Genomic DNA, 13,024 nt, shown 5'->3' on the forward strand with positions numbered 1-13,024 from the left:
TTTATTTGTACAATTCGGCAGTGGCATGCCAGGTGTCACCGCTACGGGCTTCGGTGATCTGATACGCTGATGCGCCTTTTTCCTGGGCTTTCTTGTTCAGCATTTCATGCATGTCCATTGGGCTGGAGCCGATTGCACTTACGGAGACAGAGCCAATCGCTTCGCGATTTTGTGCTTGTTCTGCGTTGATAGAATCTGCGGCGAATGCGCCGAATGAAAGAACAGAGAGAACGCTTAACGCAGCAACAGTTGTTTTGATTTTCATGATAAGTACCTCGTCGAATTTATTATTGGGGGCCTTCGTTTCGTGACCCTCATCACAAAATCAAGTATACACTAATCACGTGATAAATTAATACCACGCTAATGGTTTCAGCGATGCGTAAGTAATGAAAATTTATTTTTTTATGCCTGTCTGGAATTAAAAAGTGATGGTTTTTTGTTTATATCTAATAAAATCATATGGATATGAAATTTTGCGATTTGTGCGGTTTTGCATGAGCATATTCACTGATTGAATGATTTTGGGCAGATAAACGCACTATTTGCTAAATAACAGGCAGATAAAATAACGGGAAGTGAACGTTAAAGCAGGGTTTTACCCCGCCGCCTCAGACGACGGGGTGAGAGGGTCAGAGCTCTTGTTCGAACAGCTCCAGAATGGCTTCGTAGAGATCTTTTACCGTAAAGCCATTAGCCGGGGTGGTAAAGATGGTGTCATCCCCGGCGATGGTGCCCAGAATGCCTTCAGCTTTACCCAGCGAGTCCAGCAGGCGGGCGATCAACTGCGCCGCGCCAGGACTTGTGTGGATCACCACCACTGCATCGTTAAAATCGATATCAAGAACCAGGTTTTTCAGTGGGCTGGAGGTGGTGGGTACGCCCAGTTCAGCCGGAAGGCAGTACACCATCTCCATTTTCGCATTGCGGGTACGGACTGCCCCAAACTTTGTCAGCATGCGTGACACTTTGGACTGGTTGATGTTATCAAAGCCTTGATCCTGCAATGCGAGGACAATTTCGCCCTGAGAGCTGAATTTTTCTTCTTTAAGTAGCGCTTTAAACGCTTTAACTAATTCTTCTTGCTTAGCTGAGCTTCGCATAAGTCACCCGTAGTATGAGAGTGGAAACAACATTATTATGCATACAGATGAATTTTTATGCAAATAGTCTGCCCAAGTGAAGGCTGAAATAATGTTATGAAAGAGCGGAATTTTATCAAATATTGTTATCAAGAAACATGCCTGTGTCACGCCTCGCAAATAAGCTTAAAAGTAAATTAATTGTTATCAAATTGATGTTGTTTTGGGCTGGTAGTAGGGTATATTGTCACCACCTGTTGGAAAGTTGCTCTACTGCACAGACAGCTTCGGATTACGTCAATTAAATGCATAAAAGCTAAATTCGCGTGACAACACAGAATTGAATACGGGTGATTGTATTCATCGAATTTGTGGTTTAACGTCGCCGCCGCGGAGCAACAAACACTAGTTTATCAATATAATAAGGAGTTTAGGATGAAAGTCGCAGTCCTCGGCGCTGCCGGCGGTATCGGCCAGGCGCTTGCACTACTGTTAAAAACCCAACTGCCTTCAGGTTCAGAACTCTCCCTGTACGACATCGCTCCAGTGACTCCCGGTGTGGCTGTAGATCTTAGCCATATCCCAACTGCTGTGAAAATCAAAGGCTTCTCCGGTGAAGACGCGACCCCTGCACTGCATGGTGCGGACGTGGTGCTGATCTCCGCAGGTGTAGCGCGTAAACCGGGTATGGATCGTTCCGACCTGTTTAACGTCAATGCGGGCATCGTGAAGAACCTGGTACAGCAGATCGCGACGACCTGTCCGAAAGCCTGCATCGGTATCATCACCAACCCGGTGAACACCACTGTCGCTATTGCAGCAGAAGTACTGAAAAAAGCGGGCGTTTACGACAAAAATAAACTGTTTGGCGTAACCACGCTGGATATCATCCGCTCCAACACCTTTGTGGCGGAACTGAAAGGTAAACTGCCGACTGAAGTTGAAGTTCCGGTTATCGGCGGACACTCTGGCGTGACTATTCTGCCACTGCTGTCGCAGATCCCGGGCGTGAGCTTCACTGACCAGGAAGTCGCTGACCTGACCAAGCGTATTCAGAACGCAGGTACCGAAGTGGTTGAAGCGAAGGCGGGTGGCGGATCGGCAACCCTGTCTATGGGCCAGGCGGCCGCTCGTTTCGGTCTTTCTCTGGTGCGCGCGCTGCAGGGCGAAAAAGGCGTTGTTGAATGTGCCTACGTTGAAGGTGACGGTCAGTACGCACGTTTCTTCTCGCAGCCGCTGCTGCTGGGTAAAAACGGCGTCGAAGAGCGTCAGTCTATCGGCAAACTGAGCGCATTCGAGCAGAATGCGCTGGAAGGTATGCTGGATACCCTGAAGAAAGATATTCAACTGGGTGAAGAGTTCGTTAACAAGTAAGCGAACCGCGAAGCCATAAAAAACCGGAGCAATATGTCTCCGGTTTTTTATTGCCTGATTGCCGATAACTAATTGGTTGCCGGGTATTCCTGAATAGTGACCTGTAGCGTCAGCTTCTTATCATCACGCATGACAATCACCGGAATGACCGAACCTGGTCGAATCTCTGCTACCTGGTCCATGGTTTCCAGTGCGGAGACCGCCGGTCTGCTGTTCACGGAGATAATCAGGTCGTTAACCTGAATACCGGCCTGCGCCGCCGGGCCATCCGGCGCCACTTCGTTCACGACGATCCCCTGGATTTGGTCCATACCGCCGCCCTGCGTGTGCAGTGGGGCAATTTCACGACCACCAATCCCAATGTAGCCACGGATAACACGGCCATCGCGGATCAGCTTATCCATAATTTTGGTTGCCAGCTGGAACGGAATGGCAAAGCCAATCCCTTCCGGCGTTTCGCCGTCATTGCTTTTATCAAACGACAGGGTGTTGATACCCATGAGCTCACCCAGCGAGTTCACCAGTGCCCCACCAGAGTTACCGTGGTTGATCGAGGCATCCGTTTGCAGGAAGTTCTGTCGTCCGGTTGGGTTCAGGCCGATACGCCCCGTGGCGCTGATAATGCCCTGGGTGATGGTTTGTCCGAGATTATAAGGGTTACCGATCGCCAGGACTACGTCACCGATATGCGGTGAACGTCCGGCGTTGATCGGAATCGTCGGCAGACCGCCAGTGGCGTTGATTTTCAGTACCGCCAGGTCGGTCAGCGTATCGGAGCCAACCAGCAGCGCTTCAAACACACGTCCATCCTGCAAGGCGACGATGATTTGATCGGCATCGTTGATCACATGCTTGTTGGTAATGATGTAGCCGCGCTGATCCATGATTACACCTGAACCCAGGGTGCGGATTTCCAACTGATTATGCGCGGTGCTGTTCATACTGCGGTTATAGACGTTGACCACAGCGGGGGCCGCACGACGTACCGCAGAGTTATAGCTGGCGGGCGTCTCGTCGGCACTGTCATATTGCGGTGCAGAAAGCGTGTTGATTTTGCGTAGCGAAGGCATGGCGGCCAGAAGAATGGCGCCAACAATCAAACCAATTGCAACCGAACGTAAGAGCTTCACTAACATGATGGAGGCGTCATTAATAAAGGGAACGGCAGCAGCATATCACGAGTTAACCAGACATCACACGCGAGGCTGATGCCCGGTCATCTGGATTTAACGCAGGAGCAGATAAATGCTCTCGTTACCGCGGACGATTTGTAGCGCAATAATGGACGGTTTGGCTTCCAGCACTTTGCGCATCTCAGCGATAGAATTCACGCGGTCACGGTTGACCCCGATGATCACATCATCCTTCTGCAAACCAGCCTGTGCGGCGGGACTGCTCTTTTCAACGCTGTCAATTTTGATACCTTTGCTGCCGTCTTTGAGCTGACCATCGCTCAGCGTCGCGCCCTGTAACGCCGGGGCAATCATCTCCGCGCTGGCAGATGACGAGGTGCTGGTATCAAGCGTCACTTCCACTTCCAGCGGTTTGCCGTTACGCAACAGGCCCAGCTTCACTTTAGTACCGGGTTCTGTGGTGGCAATCCGGGAGCGCAGCTCAGCAAAACTGTTGAGCGATTTGCCGTTGAGACTGGTAATCACATCGCCGGACTTAATGCCCGCTTTGGCTGAACCGGAGTTTGGCAGTACTTCGCTGACAAAGGCACCGCGCTGCACATCTATCTTGAATGCTTTGGCGATGTCGGCGGACATTTCGGTCCCTTTAATCCCCAACAGGCCCCGCTTGATTTCACCAAACTGAATCAGCTGCTGCGCCAGGATGCGGGCCATATTGCTGGGGATGGCAAAACCGATCCCGACGCTGCCGCCGCCAGGCGCAAGAATAGCGGTGTTAATACCGATCAGCTCGCCGTTCAGGTTAAGCAGCGCGCCGCCGGAGTTCCCGCGGTTGATTGAAGCATCGGTTTGAATAAAGTTCTCCAGACCTTCCAGGTTCAACCCACTGCGTCCCAGCGCGGAGACGATACCGGAGGTGGCGGTTTGCCCCAGACCAAACGGGTTACCGACCGCCACAGCAAAATCACCAACGCGCAGTTTATCCGAGTCGGCGATGGTGATTTGCGTCAGCTTGCTGGCGTTTTGAATTTGCAGCAGGGCGATGTCGCTTTGATCGTCGCTGCCAATCAGTTTGGCCTCGAATTCACGCCCGTCATTCAACTGAACGCTGATTTTCTGCGCCTGATTAATCACATGATTGTTGGTCAGAACATAGCCTTTTGCGGCATCGATAATGACCCCGGAACCCAGTCCTTCAAACGGCTGTGCCTGCTGATCGGGCAGATCATCGCCAAAGAATTTTTTAAACTCTTCCGGGACTTTCTGCGTTTGAGTGGCGGTGCCTTCAACCTTCACGCTAACGACGGCAGGCAGCACTTTTTCGAGCATCGGGGCAAGACTGGGAAGCGCGGGCTGGCCGGGAACCTGGCCTGGGATCGACGCAATGGCCTGAAACGGCGCCGAGAGAGTTAACCCGACACTTAACGCTAATGCACTCAACAGCTGGGTTTGTATTTTCATTGATCCTGCTCTCGTACCTTGAGTAAAGGGAAAGACGATTCAAAACAGTTTGATGTTATTGAATTTTCAGTCTGCTAACAATGCGGATAATGATTAAATGATAGTCGGGACGGGAGAGAAGAGGTGGGCGCAATCGCTGCGCCCAGGAAAAATATTATCGCTGTGCAGTCAGTCGCGCTTTGCGCCACTACGCAGCAGGCCGGATGCGCCTTCGGAGTAGTCACGCGGCATTTGTACCGGAGCCTGGTCGTTGCCGGCTTCAGATTCAGCCAGACGGTTACGGAACGGGTTAGATTCCGCAGACAGTTCCGGCAGCAGGCTGCTGGAGCTTTTCGCCATGTGCTGATACAGCTGACGGTAATCGTGAGCCATGGTGTCCAGCAACTCGGCGCTGCGGGCAAAATGGCTGACCAGTTCTTCGCGGTACTCTTCCAGTTCAGCTTTATTCTTTTCCAGTTCGTACTGCAACGCCTGTTGCTGGCGTAATTTCCGGTTACCAAAACGCATGGCTACAGCACCGACGATGATGCCGACGACTAACCCAATTAGCGCATATTCCCAGGTCATGAACATCTCCCGTTGTCTTTTGTTTCCGTAGGGTGTTGGCTTTAGGCTCCATGCCTGCGCCTGATACTGCCACTATAACCGCTAATCCCACAGAAGTGGAATCCCGTCTTTATATCGCGTAGTGTAGAACGGCCTTTTTTTCGTCAACCGTGAACGACGGCACACCGATTTTCAAGGAATAACAATAACATCATGCAGAGCTTTACCCCCACATCGCGTTACCTGAAAGCCATTAACGAAGGCACTCACCAACCCGACGACGTGCAGAGAGAAGCGGTCAATCGCCTGGAGATCATTTACCAGGCGTTAACGGCGAACCCCCCTGCGGTTCCCGACGCAAAAGGGTTTATGGCCCGCGTGGGCAAACTGCTGGGGAAAAAGGAAGAGGTACACAGCGCGCCGGTGCGAGGCTTATATATGTGGGGGGGCGTTGGTCGGGGGAAAACCTGGCTGATGGATCTGTTCTACCACAGCCTGCCTGGCGTTCGTAAGCAGCGTCTGCACTTCCATCGCTTCATGCTGCGCGTGCATGAGGAGTTAACCGCGCTGCAGGGACAAACCGATCCGCTCGACATCGTGGCCGACCGTTTTAAGGCAGAAACAGATGTGCTGTGCTTTGATGAGTTTTTTGTGTCTGATATTACCGATGCCATGCTGCTCGGCGGCCTGATGAAGGCGCTGTTTGCGCGCGGTATTACGCTGGTGGCAACTTCGAATATTCCGCCAGATGAGCTGTACCGTAACGGGTTACAGCGTACGCGTTTTCTTCCCGCCATCGATGCGATTAAGCAGCATTGCGACATCATGAACGTAGACGCAGGCGTGGATTATCGACTGCGGACGTTGACCCAGGCGCATTTGTGGCTCTCACCACTGAATAATGAAACGCAGCAGCAGATGGATAACCTCTGGCTGGCGCTGGCTGGCACCAAACGTGAACAGCAGGGACCGGTTCTGGAGATTAATCATCGTCCATTGCCGACGCTGGGCATGGAAAACCAGACGCTGGCGGTCTCATTTCATACGCTGTGCATTGATGCCCGCAGCCAGCACGACTATATTGCGCTGTCACGCCTCTACCATACGGTTATGCTGTTTGACGTGCCGGTGATGACACCGTTAATGGAAAGCGAAGCGCGTCGTTTTATCGCGCTGGTGGATGAATTTTACGAACGCCACGTCAAGCTGGTGGTAAGCGCCGCAGTGCCTTTATATGAGGTGTATCAGGGGGAGCGACTGAAGTTCGAATTCCAGCGCTGTCTGTCGCGTTTGCAGGAGATGCAGAGCGAGGAATATCTCAAGCAAGAACACATGCCCTGATCGCGGCCAATAAACTGTTGTGCAAATCACAGAAAGGGGTCGATCTTTGACCCCGACTTCTCTATAATCTTGCGACCCCACGTTACAAGAAAGTTTTTTTCCCAAAACTTTTTGTGTGCTGGCATTGGCTATTCGAAGGGGTAGGTTTGCCGGACTTTGTCGTGTGAACCTCAACTGACATAACGTTTGGGTGTTCACCAACGTGTAACTTATTTATTGGGTAAGCTTTTAATGAAAACTTTTACAGCTAAACCAGAAACCGTAAAACGCGACTGGTACGTTGTTGACGCGACCGGTAAAACTCTGGGCCGTCTGGCTACTGAACTGGCTATTCGCCTGCGCGGTAAGCATAAAGCGGAATACACTCCGCACGTAGATACCGGTGATTACATCATCGTTCTGAACGCTGACAAAGTTGCTGTAACCGGCAACAAGCGTACTGACAAAGTGTACTATCACCACACCGGTCACATCGGTGGTATCAAAGAAGCGACCTTTGAAGAGATGATTGCTCGCCGTCCTGAGCGTGTGATTGAAATCGCGGTTAAAGGCATGCTGCCAAAAGGCCCGCTGGGTCGTGCTATGTTCCGTAAACTGAAAGTTTACGCTGGCAACGAGCACAACCACGCGGCACAGCAACCGCAAGTTCTTGACATCTAATCGGGATTATAGGCAATGGCTGAAAATCAATACTACGGCACTGGTCGCCGCAAAAGTTCCGCAGCTCGCGTTTTCATCAAACCGGGCAACGGCAAAATCGTTATCAACCAACGTTCTCTGGAACAGTACTTCGGTCGTGAAACTGCCCGCATGGTAGTTCGTCAGCCGCTGGAACTGGTCGACATGGTTGAGAAACTGGATCTGTACATCACTGTTAAAGGTGGTGGTATCTCTGGTCAGGCTGGTGCGATCCGTCACGGTATCACCCGCGCTCTGATGGAGTACGACGAGTCCCTGCGTTCCGAACTGCGTAAAGCAGGCTTCGTTACTCGTGATGCTCGTCAGGTTGAACGTAAGAAAGTCGGCCTGCGTAAAGCACGTCGTCGTCCGCAGTTCTCCAAACGTTAATTGTTTTCTGCCTTTGGCAGATTACGGTTGGCGAAAAAACCCGCTTCGGCGGGTTTTTTTATGGATAAATCTGGCGTAATCCTCTGACAAAACCCTCTTTTTCCCCATTTCCAGAATCGACTCACCACAAAGGTCACAAAATCTGGTAAACTATCATCCAATTTTCTGCCCAAATATCGGGTATTGCTCATTTTTTGTTTGCTTTTTGAACGATGATGACTTTTCCGACGTGGGTGACATCACTTCTGACTGGCCATGCGATGGCTGGTAGCAGTAAAAATTCTGAATATACCTGGAGGTTTTCATGGCTGTCGCTGCCAACAAACGTTCGGTAATGACGCTGTTTTCTGGTCCTACTGACATCTATAGCCATCAGGTCCGCATTGTGCTGGCTGAGAAAGGTGTAAGTTTCGAGATCGAGCACGTGGAAAAGGACAATCCACCTCAGGATCTGATTGACCTCAACCCGAATCAGAGCGTCCCGACACTGGTAGATCGTGAGCTGACCCTGTGGGAATCTCGCATCATTATGGAATACCTGGATGAGCGTTTCCCGCATCCGCCATTAATGCCGGTTTACCCGGTAGCACGTGGCGAAAGCCGCCTGTACATGCACCGTATCGAAAAAGACTGGTATACGCTGATGAACGTCATCGTTAACGGGTCTGCTTCAGAAGCTGACGTTGCTCGCAAACAACTGCGTGAAGAACTGCAGGCGATTGCACCGGTATTCGGTCAGAAACCGTATTTCCTGAGCGATGAATTCAGCCTGGTGGATTGCTACCTGGCGCCGCTGTTGTGGCGTCTGCCGCAGCTGGGTATTGAGTTCAGCGGTGCGGGCGCGAAAGAGCTGAAGGGTTACATGACCCGCGTCTTTGAGCGTGATTCTTTCCTGGCGTCCTTAACCGAAGCTGAACGCGAAATGCGTCTTGGCCGGGGTTAATACTGATGGATTTGTCACAGCTAACACCGCGCCGTCCGTATCTGCTGCGTGCATTTTATGAGTGGTTGCTGGACAACCAGCTCACGCCGCACCTGGTGGTGGATGTGACGTTGCCGGGTGTGCATGTTCCGATGGAATATGCCCGCGACGGGCAGATTGTCCTGAACATTGCACCGCGCGCGGTGGGGAATCTGGAGCTGGCTAACGATGAGGTGCGTTTTAATGCGCGTTTCGGCGGCGTTCCGCGTCAGGTTTCTGTGCCATTAGCGGCAGTGCTGGCTATTTATGCGCGTGAAAACGGTGCCGGAACGATGTTTGAACCGGAAGCGGCCTATGACGAAGATGTTGCCAGTCTTAATGATGATGACGCGACATCTGGCGCAGAGAGCGAAACCGTTATGTCAGTCATTGATGGTGATAAACCGGATCATGACGATGACAACAATCCGGATGACGATCCGCCGCCGCCGCGTGGTGGGCGACCGGCATTACGTGTTGTTAAATAGATGAAAACAGGCCCCGCTGGGCCTGTTTTTGATCGCACCGACCGTGGTTTCACCCTCCTTCCGATCCTGTGTTACGATGAGCCTGCTGTTGTTTGTCACCGTGACTCGCAAATAGGTCTTATGAACGCATTCGATTCTCAAGCAGAAGATTCTCCAGCCACTATTGGGCGTAGCCTTCGCCGTCGTCCGCTGGCGCGAAAAAAGCTGTCGGAAATGGTCGAGGAAGAGTTAGAGCAGATGATCCGTCGCCGTGAGTTCGGCGAGGGGGAACAGTTGCCGTCCGAACGGGAACTGATGGCCTTTTTCAACGTTGGTCGTCCCTCTGTGCGTGAGGCACTGGCCGCGCTGAAGCGTAAAGGCCTGGTGCAAATCAACAACGGCGAACGTGCCCGTGTTTCCCGTCCTTCGGCGGATACCATCATTGGTGAGCTGTCCGGAATGGCAAAAGATTTCCTCGCACATCCTGGCGGCATTGCCCACTTTGAGCAGTTGCGCCTGTTCTTTGAGTCCAGTCTCGTGCGTTATGCAGCGGAGAATGCCACAGAAGAACAGATCGATCTGCTGGCAAAAGCGCTGGAGATCAACAGCCAGTCGCTGGATGACAATACGCTGTTCATCCGTTCAGATGTCGATTTTCATCGCGTGCTGGCGGAGATCCCCGGCAATCCGATCTTTATGGCGATCCACGTTGCGCTGCTGGACTGGCTGATCGCCGCTCGCCCGACCGTGCCGGATCGCGAGCTCTTCGAGCATAATAATATAAGTTATCAGCAGCATATCGCTATCGTTGATGCGATTCGCCGACGCGATCCAGATGAGGCCGATCGCGCACTGCAATCTCATCTCAACAGCGTTTCCGCCACCTGGCACGCCCTCGGTCAACATTCAAAAATGCGTAAGTGATCGCGATCCTGACGATCGTTTAGTGAAGCAGATCGCACTATAAGCGTTCTGTATTGTATTGCTGCTTATTTGATCTGGTATAACAGGTATAAAGGTATGCAGTTAGATAACACTAATCATGACAGAGGTCGTTATGGCAAAAGAGTTACGAGGCGTAATGCCAGCGTTGTTAACCCCTTTCGATAACCAACAGAAGCTGGATATTGAAAGCCTGCGCCGGCTGGTGCGTTTTAACATCGCTCAGGGGATCGATGGGCTGTACGTGGGCGGTTCCACCGGCGAAGCCTTTGTACAGAGCTGTGCGGAAAGGGAGCAGGTGCTGGAAGTCGTCGCGGAAGAGGCGAAGGGCAAAGTCACGCTAATCGCTCACGTTGGAACGGTCAGCACCCATGAGAGCCAGCAGCTCGCCCGTGCCGCGCATCGTTACGGCTTTGACGCGGTCTCTGCGGTGACGCCGTTCTACTATCCGTTCAGCTTTGAAGAGCACTGCGATCATTACCGGGCCATTATTGATTCGGCGGATGGTTTGCCGATGGTGGTCTATAACATTCCGGCGTTGAGCGGCGTGAAGTTAACGCTGGATCAGATCAACACGTTGGTCACCCTGCCGGGCGTTGGTGCACTGAAGCAAACATCGGGCGATCTGTTCCAGATGGAGCAGATCCGTCGCGAGCATCCGGATCTGGTGCTTTATAACGGTTATGACGAAATTTTCGCTTCAGGCCTGCTGGCCGGAGCGGACGGCGGTATCGGCAGCACTTACAACATCATGGGCTGGCGATATCTGGGAATTGTGAAAGCGCTCAAAGAAGGAGATATCCGGACTGCGCAAAAACTGCAAACAGAGTGCAATAAGGTTATCGATCTCCTCATTAAGGCTGGCGTGTTCCGTGGGCTGAAAACGGTTCTGCACTATATGGACGTGGTTTCTGTACCGCTGTGCCGTAAGCCGTTTGCCCCCGTGGATGAAAAATATCTGCCGGAACTGAAGGCGTTGGCGCAGCAGTTAATGGCAGAGAAGGCGTAATCGCGTAACGTAGTGCCGGGGGCGCTGCGCTTACCCGGCCGACAAAAAAGCATCGTGTGCCGGATAAGGCTGAATCGTCATCCGGCACAACAACAAAAATCGTCGGGAGAGTAAAATGAGTACTTCTACCCAAAGCATCCCGTGGTATCGCCATCTCAACCGGGCGCAATGGCGGGCATTCTCCGCCGCATGGTTGGGATATTTGCTGGATGGTTTTGATTTTGTGTTGATAGCCCTTGTGCTGACGGAAGTACAAGGAGAGTTCGGGCTGACGACGGTTCAGGCGGCGAGCCTGATTTCGGCAGCCTTTATTTCCCGCTGGTTTGGCGGGTTAATGCTGGGCGCGATGGGTGACCGGTATGGGCGTCGTCTGGCGATGGTCACCAGTATTATTCTGTTCTCAATGGGAACGCTGGCCTGTGGTTTTGCGCCGGGTTACACCACTATGTTTATTGCCCGACTGGTGATTGGCATGGGGATGGCGGGCGAATACGGTTCCAGTGCGACCTATGTTATTGAAAGCTGGCCAAAACATCTGCGTAATAAGGCCAGTGGTTTTCTGATCTCGGGGTTCTCCGTTGGTGCCGTGATTGCGGCTCAGGTCTACAGCCTGGTGGTGCCGGTCTGGGGCTGGCGCGCGCTGTTCTTCATTGGCATTCTGCCGATTATTTTTGCCCTCTGGCTACGCAAAAACATACCGGAAGCAGAGGACTGGAAAGAGAAGCATGAAGGCAAAGCGCCGGTACGCACGATGGTCGATATTCTTTATCGGGGTGAACATCGCGTCGTCAACATTCTGATGACGACAGCGGCGGCGACCGCACTGTGGTTCTGTTTTGCCGGGAACTTGCAAAATGCGGCGATTGTCGCGGTACTGGGTTTGCTGTGCGCGGTGATCTTTATCAGCTTCATGGTACAAAGTAGCGGCAAGCGCTGGCCGACGGGCGTGATGCTCATGATTGTTGTCCTGTTTGCTTTCCTCTACTCGTGGCCGATTCAGGCGCTGTTGCCCACCTATCTGAAAACGGAACTGGCATACGATCCTTCCACCGTGGCGCGCGTACTCTTCTTTAGCGGCTTTGGTGCTGCGGTCGGCTGCTGCGTCGGCGGCTTCCTTGGTGACTGGCTGGGGACCCGCAAAGCTTATGTTTACAGTCTGTTGGCCTCACAATTGCTGATCATTCCGGTGTTTGCCATTGGCGGTACCAATGTCTGGGTACTTGGTTTACTTCTGTTTTTCCAGCAGATGCTGGGGCAAGGGATCTCCGGAATCTTACCGAAACTGATTGGCGGTTATTTCGATACCGATCAGCGTGCGGCGGGTCTGGGTTTCACCTATAACGTCGGGGCGCTCGGCGGGGCGCTGGCACCGATCCTGGGGGCGCTGATTGCCCAACGACTGGATCTGGGCACCGCGCTGGGATCGCTCTCTTTCAGCCTGACCTTTGTGGTGATTCTACTGATTGGTCTGGATATGCCATCCCGCGTCCAGCGCTGGCTGCGACCGGAGGCGCTGCGTACCCATGATGCCATTGACGGTAAGCCGTTCAGCGGCGCTATCCCGTTCGGCGGTGATAAAAGCCCCTTAGTCAAAAGCAAAAGTTAATCCACTTGCCCGGTCCTGCACCGGGCAATACACG

General features: G+C 52.5%; 15 protein-coding genes. 9 read left to right on the plus strand and 6 right to left on the minus strand.

Annotated features, from left to right (window positions below; translation table 11 throughout):
• Position 1: 1 nt before the first annotated feature.
• Both yhcN and argR read right to left on the minus strand, forming a co-directional pair.
• Complete coding sequence (gene yhcN, locus KI228_RS02555; RefSeq protein WP_042998327.1) at positions 2-265, minus strand: peroxide/acid stress response protein YhcN; 264 nt, start codon at positions 263-265, stop codon at positions 2-4.
• A gap of 367 nt (positions 266-632) precedes the next feature.
• Positions 633-1,103 carry a transcriptional regulator ArgR gene (gene argR, locus KI228_RS02560; protein WP_042324992.1) on the minus strand — a complete coding sequence of 157 codons (471 nt, stop codon included), beginning with the start codon at positions 1,101-1,103 and terminating at the stop codon, positions 633-635.
• A 414-nt stretch (positions 1,104-1,517) separates the two neighbouring features.
• Here argR and mdh point away from each other — a divergent pair, with 414 nt between their 5' ends.
• Positions 1,518-2,456: a malate dehydrogenase gene (gene mdh, locus KI228_RS02565; RefSeq protein ID WP_042998326.1), complete on the plus strand. Its 939-nt coding sequence runs from the start codon at positions 1,518-1,520 to the stop codon at positions 2,454-2,456.
• Positions 2,457-2,524: 68 nt separating this feature from the next.
• Here mdh and degS read toward each other — a convergent pair whose 3' ends face one another.
• The 3 genes from degS to zapG form a co-directional block, all read right to left on the minus strand.
• Positions 2,525-3,592, minus strand: coding sequence for an outer membrane-stress sensor serine endopeptidase DegS (gene degS, locus KI228_RS02570; RefSeq protein WP_042998325.1), 1,068 nt, complete (start codon positions 3,590-3,592; stop codon positions 2,525-2,527).
• Positions 3,593-3,682: 90 nt separating this feature from the next.
• A complete protein-coding gene (gene degQ, locus KI228_RS02575) occupies positions 3,683-5,050 on the minus strand; it encodes a serine endoprotease DegQ (protein ID WP_061069293.1) in 1,368 nt (455 codons plus the stop codon).
• A 168-nt stretch (positions 5,051-5,218) separates the two neighbouring features.
• Entirely contained in the window at positions 5,219-5,617 is a 399-nt protein-coding gene (zapG, locus tag KI228_RS02580) for a Z-ring associated protein ZapG (protein ID WP_043001761.1), read from the minus strand.
• Positions 5,618-5,809: 192 nt separating this feature from the next.
• On the opposite strand from zapG, the gene zapE reads away from it, so the two are divergent.
• The 3 genes from zapE to rpsI all read left to right on the plus strand — a co-directional run bounded on the left by zapE (position 5,810) and on the right by rpsI (position 8,005).
• Complete coding sequence (zapE, locus tag KI228_RS02585) at positions 5,810-6,937, plus strand: cell division protein ZapE (RefSeq protein ID WP_061069292.1); 1,128 nt, start codon at positions 5,810-5,812, stop codon at positions 6,935-6,937.
• Between the two features lie 231 nt (positions 6,938-7,168).
• Positions 7,169-7,597 carry a 50S ribosomal protein L13 gene (gene rplM / locus KI228_RS02590; RefSeq protein WP_042998322.1) on the plus strand — a complete coding sequence of 143 codons (429 nt, stop codon included), beginning with the start codon at positions 7,169-7,171 and terminating at the stop codon, positions 7,595-7,597.
• A gap of 15 nt (positions 7,598-7,612) precedes the next feature.
• On the plus strand, positions 7,613-8,005 hold the full coding sequence (gene rpsI / locus KI228_RS02595) for a 30S ribosomal protein S9 (RefSeq protein WP_000829818.1): 393 nt from the start codon (positions 7,613-7,615) through the stop codon (positions 8,003-8,005).
• On the opposite strand, the gene KI228_RS02600 is transcribed toward rpsI, so the two are convergent.
• Positions 8,002-8,196, minus strand: coding sequence for a hypothetical protein (locus tag KI228_RS02600; protein WP_099433685.1), 195 nt, complete (start codon positions 8,194-8,196; stop codon positions 8,002-8,004). The two genes, rpsI and KI228_RS02600, sit on opposite strands and share 4 nt — an antisense overlap.
• 113 nt (positions 8,197-8,309) lie before the next feature.
• On the opposite strand from KI228_RS02600, the gene sspA reads away from it, so the two are divergent.
• From sspA to nanT, 5 genes are all read left to right on the plus strand, one after another.
• Complete coding sequence (gene sspA / locus KI228_RS02605; RefSeq protein ID WP_042998321.1) at positions 8,310-8,948, plus strand: stringent starvation protein SspA; 639 nt, start codon at positions 8,310-8,312, stop codon at positions 8,946-8,948.
• 5 nt (positions 8,949-8,953) lie between these two features.
• The gene (gene sspB / locus KI228_RS02610; protein ID WP_042998320.1) at positions 8,954-9,454 is read left to right on the plus strand and encodes a ClpXP protease specificity-enhancing factor; all 501 of its coding nucleotides are present in this window, start codon (positions 8,954-8,956) and stop codon (positions 9,452-9,454) included.
• A 111-nt stretch (positions 9,455-9,565) separates the two neighbouring features.
• Positions 9,566-10,357 carry a transcriptional regulator NanR gene (gene nanR / locus KI228_RS02615; RefSeq protein ID WP_081097258.1) on the plus strand — a complete coding sequence of 264 codons (792 nt, stop codon included), beginning with the start codon at positions 9,566-9,568 and terminating at the stop codon, positions 10,355-10,357.
• 133 nt (positions 10,358-10,490) lie between these two features.
• The gene (gene nanA / locus KI228_RS02620) at positions 10,491-11,384 is read left to right on the plus strand and encodes an N-acetylneuraminate lyase (RefSeq protein WP_054176886.1); all 894 of its coding nucleotides are present in this window, start codon (positions 10,491-10,493) and stop codon (positions 11,382-11,384) included.
• Positions 11,385-11,499: 115 nt separating this feature from the next.
• Complete coding sequence (gene nanT, locus KI228_RS02625; RefSeq protein WP_061069291.1) at positions 11,500-12,990, plus strand: sialic acid transporter NanT; 1,491 nt, start codon at positions 11,500-11,502, stop codon at positions 12,988-12,990.
• Positions 12,991-13,024 lie beyond the last annotated feature (34 nt).

It is taken from the genome of Citrobacter amalonaticus (assembly GCF_018323885.1).
In the GTDB taxonomy this organism is placed as follows: Bacteria; Pseudomonadota; Gammaproteobacteria; order Enterobacterales; family Enterobacteriaceae; genus Citrobacter_A; species Citrobacter_A amalonaticus.

Bases quoted from the DNA above. Each gene is read 5' to 3' on its own strand.
- yhcN (WP_042998327.1), bottom strand. From the start codon at position 265: ATGAAAATCAAAACAACTGTTGCTGCGTTAAGCGTTCTCTCTGTTCTT.
- argR (WP_042324992.1), bottom strand. From the start codon at position 1,103: ATGCGAAGCTCAGCTAAGCAAGAAGAATTAGTTAAAGCGTTTAAAGCG.
- mdh (WP_042998326.1), top strand. From the start codon at position 1,518: ATGAAAGTCGCAGTCCTCGGCGCTGCCGGCGGTATCGGCCAGGCGCTT.
- degS (WP_042998325.1), bottom strand. From the start codon at position 3,592: ATGTTAGTGAAGCTCTTACGTTCGGTTGCAATTGGTTTGATTGTTGGC.
- degQ (WP_061069293.1), bottom strand. From the start codon at position 5,050: ATGAAAATACAAACCCAGCTGTTGAGTGCATTAGCGTTAAGTGTCGGG.
- zapG (WP_043001761.1), bottom strand. From the start codon at position 5,617: ATGACCTGGGAATATGCGCTAATTGGGTTAGTCGTCGGCATCATCGTC.
- zapE (WP_061069292.1), top strand. From the start codon at position 5,810: ATGCAGAGCTTTACCCCCACATCGCGTTACCTGAAAGCCATTAACGAA.
- rplM (WP_042998322.1), top strand. From the start codon at position 7,169: ATGAAAACTTTTACAGCTAAACCAGAAACCGTAAAACGCGACTGGTAC.
- rpsI (WP_000829818.1), top strand. From the start codon at position 7,613: ATGGCTGAAAATCAATACTACGGCACTGGTCGCCGCAAAAGTTCCGCA.
- KI228_RS02600 (WP_099433685.1), bottom strand. From the start codon at position 8,196: ATGAGCAATACCCGATATTTGGGCAGAAAATTGGATGATAGTTTACCA.
- sspA (WP_042998321.1), top strand. From the start codon at position 8,310: ATGGCTGTCGCTGCCAACAAACGTTCGGTAATGACGCTGTTTTCTGGT.
- sspB (WP_042998320.1), top strand. From the start codon at position 8,954: ATGGATTTGTCACAGCTAACACCGCGCCGTCCGTATCTGCTGCGTGCA.
- nanA (WP_054176886.1), top strand. From the start codon at position 10,491: ATGGCAAAAGAGTTACGAGGCGTAATGCCAGCGTTGTTAACCCCTTTC.
- nanT (WP_061069291.1), top strand. From the start codon at position 11,500: ATGAGTACTTCTACCCAAAGCATCCCGTGGTATCGCCATCTCAACCGG.